At 70.8% G+C, this 6,170-nt stretch carries 5 protein-coding genes; 3 read left to right on the forward strand and 2 right to left on the reverse strand.

All coding sequences use genetic code 11. The features are described from left to right. Positions 1–48: 48 nt before the first annotated feature. Entirely contained in the window at positions 49–273 is a 225-nt protein-coding gene (locus AB7U92_RS19980; protein ID WP_428581037.1) for a hypothetical protein, read from the reverse strand. Between the two features lie 44 nt (positions 274–317). On the opposite strand from AB7U92_RS19980, the gene AB7U92_RS19985 reads away from it, so the two are divergent. Further along, the gene (locus tag AB7U92_RS19985; RefSeq protein WP_428581040.1) at positions 318–1,400 is read left to right on the forward strand and encodes a hypothetical protein; all 1,083 of its coding nucleotides are present in this window, start codon (positions 318–320) and stop codon (positions 1,398–1,400) included. Between the two features lie 26 nt (positions 1,401–1,426). Here AB7U92_RS19985 and AB7U92_RS19990 read toward each other — a convergent pair whose 3' ends face one another. Continuing rightward, the gene (locus AB7U92_RS19990; protein ID WP_428581043.1) at positions 1,427–2,503 is read right to left on the reverse strand and encodes a substrate-binding domain-containing protein; all 1,077 of its coding nucleotides are present in this window, start codon (positions 2,501–2,503) and stop codon (positions 1,427–1,429) included. A 53-nt stretch (positions 2,504–2,556) separates the two neighbouring features. On the opposite strand from AB7U92_RS19990, the gene AB7U92_RS19995 reads away from it, so the two are divergent. Together AB7U92_RS19995 and AB7U92_RS20000 are read left to right on the forward strand one after the other, a co-directional pair. Beyond that, positions 2,557–4,287: an NADH-ubiquinone oxidoreductase-F iron-sulfur binding region domain-containing protein gene (locus AB7U92_RS19995; RefSeq protein WP_428581046.1), complete on the forward strand. Its 1,731-nt coding sequence runs from the start codon at positions 2,557–2,559 to the stop codon at positions 4,285–4,287. Next, positions 4,284–6,170, forward strand: a 1,887-nt coding sequence (locus AB7U92_RS20000; RefSeq protein ID WP_428581049.1) for a molybdopterin-dependent oxidoreductase, incomplete at its 3' end; no start/stop codon positions are given. The genes AB7U92_RS19995 and AB7U92_RS20000, both read left to right, overlap by 4 nt.

The following is a 6,170-nucleotide window of genomic DNA, read 5'->3' on the forward strand; positions in this document are numbered from 1 at the left end:
GGACGGTGGCCTCGCTGCAACTGCAGCAGGGTGAGAACACGATCACGATCAGTGCCGAGGATGCGGCTGGAAACGTGACGCGCACGAGCAGGAAGATCTCGCGGGCGGCGTCTGCACCTGCACCTGCACCTGCCCCGGCACCTGCACCTGCACCTGCACCTGCCCCGGCACCTGCCCCGGCACCTGCACCTGCCCCGGCACCTGCCCCGGCACCTGCACCTGCACCTGCACCTGCACCTGCCCCGGCACCTGCGCCTGCGCCTGCCCCGGCACCTGCCCCCAGCGCCGGGACGGCCTGCGATACGGCCACGGGCCGCGTGCTCGAGGTCGGCTCAGGCAAGACCTACAGCGTGCCCAGTGCGGCCGCTGCGGTGGCGCAGAACGGCGACGTGGTCAAGATCGCCGCGGGCGACTACCGCGGTGACGTGGCCTCCTGGTCGGCCAGCAACCTCACCATCTGCGGCATCGGCGGGCGCGCACGTCTGTACGCCGACGGACGCCACTACGGCGGCAAGGCGATCTGGGTGGTCAACGGCTCGAACATCACCATCGACAGCATCGAGTTCCGCGACGCCAAGGTGCCCGACCAGAACGGCGCGGGCATCCGCGCCGAGCACGGCGGGACACTGACCATCCGCAACAGCGGCTTCTTCGACAACGAGAACGGCATCCTCGGCGGCGACGGCAACGCCAGCGTGGTCATCGATGGCAGCGAGTTCGCCCGCAACGGCTATGGCGACGGCTACACGCACAACGTCTACATCGGCCAGGCGGCCCGGCTCAGCGTCAGCAACAGCTTCTTCCACGAGGCCAGGATCGGCCACAACCTGAAGAGCCGGGCCAAGGAAAACCGCATCGAGAACAGCTACTTCATGGATGGCCCCACCGGCACGGCCAGCTACCTCGCCGACTTCCCCAACGGCGGCGCGGTGTACCTCCGCGGCAACCTCTTCCACAAGGGGCCCAATGCCGACAACTCGACGGCCATCGCCTATGGCGCCGAGGGCCTGAAGTGGACCACCAACACGCTGCAGATGGTGCACAACACGGTGGTCATCACGCGCTCGGGCGGCAGCTTCATCAGCGCGCCCTCGGGTACCCAGTCCGTCACGCTCACGGCCAATCTGTTCGCCGGCACCAACGGCCCCAGCCTGATCAGCGGCGGCTTCGCCAGCGGCAACATCGTCTCCCAGGGCAACGTCACCAGCACCGCCGCCAACTTCTCCGGCGCCGACAATGTCGCCAGCCCCAACTTCTGGCCCAACACCACCTTGCAGGCGCTGATCGGCCTGCCCTCCGTGCTCGACGCCAACTACCTCAACGACTCACCCTTGCCCTTCACCCTGCGCGCGATCTCCTCGGGCACCAGGCGCGCGGGCGCGCTCCAGGCCGCGCGATAGCGGGCCCCCGGCTGGCTCGCTCGCCCTCAGGGTGTGCTGGCCGGGAATGCTTCGGGCAGGCGCTGGACCTTGCCGGTCTCGGCGGCGTGATAGCCCGCGATCGCCGCGATCGCAGCACGCGAAGCCGGCGACTGAAGCATCTGCAGAACCGGCCGCACATGCGGCTGGTCCATCGCTGCGATGCGCAGCGCAAAGAAGTAGCGCTCCCGCAGCAGCGGGATGAAGTGCAGCCCGAAGCGCTGCGCTGCCGTCTGCACGCCGATGCCCACGTCGGCCATGCCGCTGGCGATGTAGGCCGCCACCGCGGCATGGGTCAGCTCGGTGTCGTCGAAGCCGAGCACCTCGGTCTCGGCGATGCCTTCGCGCTCGAGCAGCAGATCGGTCAGCACCCGCGTTCCCGAACCCTCCGGCCGGTTGACGAAGCGCAGGTCGGGGCGCCGCAGGTCGGCCAGGCCGCGCACCTGCTTCGGGTTGTCGCGCGCGACGAACAGGCCCTGCGTGCGCACCGCCACGTGAACGAGGCAGTGCGCGTCGGGCCGCAGCCAGCGCAGGTAGCGGCGCAGCGCGTGGCCCTCGAACTCGCCGATGGGCACGTGCAGCCCGGCGAGGTCGCAGTCGCCGCGAGCCAGCGAGGCCACCGATTCCAGGCTGTTGCGGTAGCGCAGCTCGACGGGCAGGTCGGCGGCATGCATTCGCTCCATCAGCCTCGCCACCGCAAAGCCGTGGCTGGCATCAATGCGCACGGCGGCCCGGCTCGGTTCCAGGCTGCGTTCCAGGTCGCGCTCCAGCTCCGACGCGAGCGACTCCAGCAAGGGTGACAGGCGTGCCGAGATGCGCCGGTCGGCCCAGATCAGCTTGTGGGCGAGCTCGGTGAGTACCGAGCCGCGGCCGCGCCCCGATTCGATCAGCGGTGCCCCGAACAGCGCCTCGGCGTTCTTGATCAACCCCCAGGCATGGCGGTAGGACTGGCCGACGCCGCGCGCCGCGTCGGCCAGCGAGCCGCTGTCTTGCACGCCGGCCAGCAGCGCGAGCAGGGCGGTGGTGTCGATGCGCGGGCCGCCGGGCGGGCCGACGTCCCACTGCGGGCGCAGGTTGATGTCCATATAGGAAATGCAGAACATATTGTGCCTGCAGCCCGCTCGTACCCTGCCGGCCCATGAACACGACCGCGATTTCGCTGGACAAGGTGGCGGGCCAGTTGCCCGGCCGCAAGCAGGTGCGCCGGGCCGGGCGAACGGTGGATGCCGCCACCCTGGCCGAGGTGCGCGAGGCGCTGGGTTCGCTGCCCTTGCGCCGCGACCTGCTGATCGAGCACCTGCATGCGCTGAACGACTGCTTCGGCCAGCTGCGCACCGGCCACATGGCCGCGCTCGCGCAACTCCTGCGGCTGGCGCAGGTCGAGGTCTTCGAGGTCGCGAGCTTCTACCACCACTTCGACGTGGTGCGCGAGGATGAGCAGGGGCGCTACGAGGCGCCCGCCCGCCTGACGGTGCGCGTGTGCAACGGCCTGTCGTGCGAACTGGCCGGCGCCGATGCGCTGCTGGCCAGGCTGCCGAAGCTGCTCGGCGCCGAAGTGCGAGTGATCGAGGCGCCCTGCGTCGGCCGCTGCGAGCAGGCGCCGGTGGCGGTGGTGCACCAGCGGCCCGTGCCGAAGGCGGACGCGGCCGCGGTGCAGGCGCTGGCCGCAGCCGACCGCCGCTTCGATGACGTGCCGCCAGCGAACGACCTGGCCGGCTACCGCGCGCAAGGCGGCTACGAGTTGCTTCGCCACTGCCATGCGGGCAGCCGTGACGTCGAATCCGTGATCAAGGCGATGGAAGACTCCGGCCTGCGCGGCCTCGGCGGCGCCGGGTTCCCGGCCGGACGAAAGTGGCGCATCGTGCGTGGCGAGGCGGCACCTCGCCTGATGGCGGTGAACATCGACGAGGGCGAGCCCGGCACCTTCAAGGACCGTCACTACCTCGAGCGCGACCCGCATCGCTTCCTCGAAGGCCTGCTGGTGGCCGCCTGGGCGGTAGGGATCGACAAGGTCTACGTCTACCTGCGTGATGAATACCACGGCTGCCGCGCGCTGCTCGAGCGCGAGCTCGCCGCGCTGCGCGCCGATCCGCCGGTGGCGAAGCTGCCAGAGATCGAGCTGCGCCGCGGCGCCGGCGCGTACATCTGCGGCGAGGAGTCCGCGATGATCGAGTCGATCGAGGGCAAGCGCGGCATGCCGCGGCTGCGGCCGCCCTATGTGGCGCAGGTCGGCCTGTTCGGCCGGCCGACGCTGGAGCACAACTTCGAGACGCTGTACTGGGTGCGCGACATCGTCGAGCGCGGCCCGCAGTGGTTCGCCTCGCAGGGGCGCAACGGCCGCAAGGGCTTGCGCTCCTTCTCGGTCTCGGGCCGGGTGCGCGAGCCCGGCGTGAAGCTGGCGCCGGCCGGCATCACGCTGCGCCAACTGGTCGACGAGTATTGCGGCGGCCTGCCCGAAGGCCACGAGCTGTACGGTTACCTCCCGGGTGGCGCATCGGGGGGCATCCTGCCCGCCTCGATGGCCGACATCCCGCTGGACTTCGACACGCTGCAGCCGCACGGCTGCTTCATCGGCTCGGCGGCGGTGATGGTGCTGACGAAGAGCTCGACCCATGTCGACCGCGCGGTCGATGCGGCGCGCAACCTGATGCGCTTCTTCGAGGACGAGTCCTGCGGCCAGTGCACGCCCTGCCGGGCCGGCACCGCCAAGACGCGCGCGCTGATCGCGGGCGACCAGTGGGACACCGCGCTGCTGGCCGAACTCTCCCAGGTGATGCGCGACGCCTCGATCTGCGGCCTGGGCCAGGCCGCACCCAATCCGGTGGACTGCGTGGTCCGCTACTTCCCGCACGAGCTGGGGCTGTCATGAACAAGCCGGTCGAACTGATCGAATTCACCCTCAACGGCAAGCCGGCCGCCGCCGTGCCGGGCGAGACGCTGCTGCAGGTGGCCAAGCGCAGCGGCGTGCGCATCCCGCACCTGTGCGCGAAGGAGGGCCTGGAGCCGGCCGGCAACTGCCGCGCCTGCGTGGTGGAAGTCAAGGGCGAGCGCACGCTGGCACCGTCGTGCTGCCGCACGCCGACGTCGGGCATGACGGTGGACAGCAAGAGCGAGCGCGCCGTGGCGGCGCAGACCATGGTGCTGGAGCTGCTGGTCAGCGACGCCGGCGCGGCCAGCGCCGAACATACCCACGACTCCGAGCTGCTCTTCTGGGCCGACAAGTGGAAGGCACCGCGCGGCCGCCTGCCCGGGCGCGAGATGGTGGCGGCCGATGCCTCGCACCCGGCCTTCGAGGTCTACCTCGACGCCTGCATCCAGTGCACGCGCTGCATTCGCGCCTGCCGCGACATCCAGGTCAACGATGTGCTCGGCCTGTCGCATCGCGGCGCGCACGCGAAGATCGTCTTCGACCAGGACGACCCGGTCGTCGCCTCGAGCTGCGTGGCCTGCGGCGAGTGCGTGCAGGCCTGCCCGACCGGGGCGCTGATGCCGGCGCGCGGCGCCGGCCTGGCGAAGATCGAGCGCGAGATCGACTCGGTCTGTCCCTACTGCGGCGTCGGCTGCCAGCTCACGCTGCACGTCGGGCACGACGGGCAGGGTGCCGAGAAGGTGCACTACGTCACCGGCCGCGACGGCCCGGCCAACCACGGCCGGCTGTGCGTCAAGGGCCGCTTCGGCTTCGACTACGTCCACAACGAGCGACGCCTCACCGCGCCGCTGGTGCGCCGCGAGGGCGTGGCCAAGGACCCGGCCGACATCGAGCGCTTCAAGCGCGGCGAGCTGCCGCTCTCGGCCCTGTTCCGCGAAGCGAGCTGGGACGAGGCACTCGACCTCGCCGCCGGCGGCCTCAAGCGCATCCGCGACGCCACGGCGGCGGGCGCGCCGAGCCGGCTGGCCGGCTTCGGCTCGGCCAAGGGCAGCAACGAGGAGGCCTACCTGTTCCAGAAGCTGGTGCGCACCGGGCTGCGCACGCACAACGTCGACCACTGCACGCGGCTGTGCCATGCCAGCTCGGTGGCGGCGCTGCTCGAGGGGCTGGGCTCGGGCGCGGTGTCCAACCCGGTGGAAGACGTGGCGCACGCCGAGGTCATCCTGCTGATCGGCGCCAACCCGGCCTCCAACCACCCGGTGGCCGCCAGCTGGATCAAGAACGCCATCCACCGCGGGGCCAAGCTGATGCTGGCCGACCCGCGTGCCACGCCGATGGCACGTTTCGCCACCTGGCACCTGGACTTCCGGCCCGACACCGACGTGGCGCTGCTGACCGGCATGCTGCATGTGATCGTGGCCGAAGGCCTGGTCGACGAGGCCTTCGTCACCGCGCGCGTCAACGGCTACGAGGCGGTGAAGGCTGCCGTGGCCGAGGCCACGCCCGAGCGCATGGCCGAGATCTGCGGGGTTCCGGCCGACACCATCCGTGAGTGCGCCCGCGCCTTCGCCACGTCCAAGGCGTCGATCATCCTGTGGGGCATGGGCGTCAGCCAGCACGTGCACGGCACCGACAACGCGCGCTGCCTGATCGCGCTGTCGCTGCTGACCGGCCAGATCGCTCGGCCCGGCACCGGGCTGCACCCGCTGCGCGGCCAGAACAACGTGCAGGGCGCCAGCGACGCCGGCCTGATTCCGATGATGTACCCGAACTACCAGCGCGTGGTGCGCGACGACGTGCACGCACAGTTCGAGTCGCTGTGGGGCACGCCGCTGGGCCAAGAGGCCGGGCTCACGGTCGTCGAGATCATGAAGGAGGCGGCT

The sequence above is a fragment of the Piscinibacter sp. genome (genome assembly GCF_050175855.1).
Classification (GTDB): domain Bacteria; phylum Pseudomonadota; class Gammaproteobacteria; order Burkholderiales; family Burkholderiaceae_C; genus Piscinibacter.

Coding starts and splice junctions, on each gene's coding strand:
- AB7U92_RS19995 (WP_428581046.1), top strand. CDS start 2,557: ATGAACACGACCGCGATTTCGCTGGACAAGGTGGCGGGCCAGTTGCCC.
- AB7U92_RS19990 (WP_428581043.1), bottom strand. CDS start 2,503: ATGGACATCAACCTGCGCCCGCAGTGGGACGTCGGCCCGCCCGGCGGC.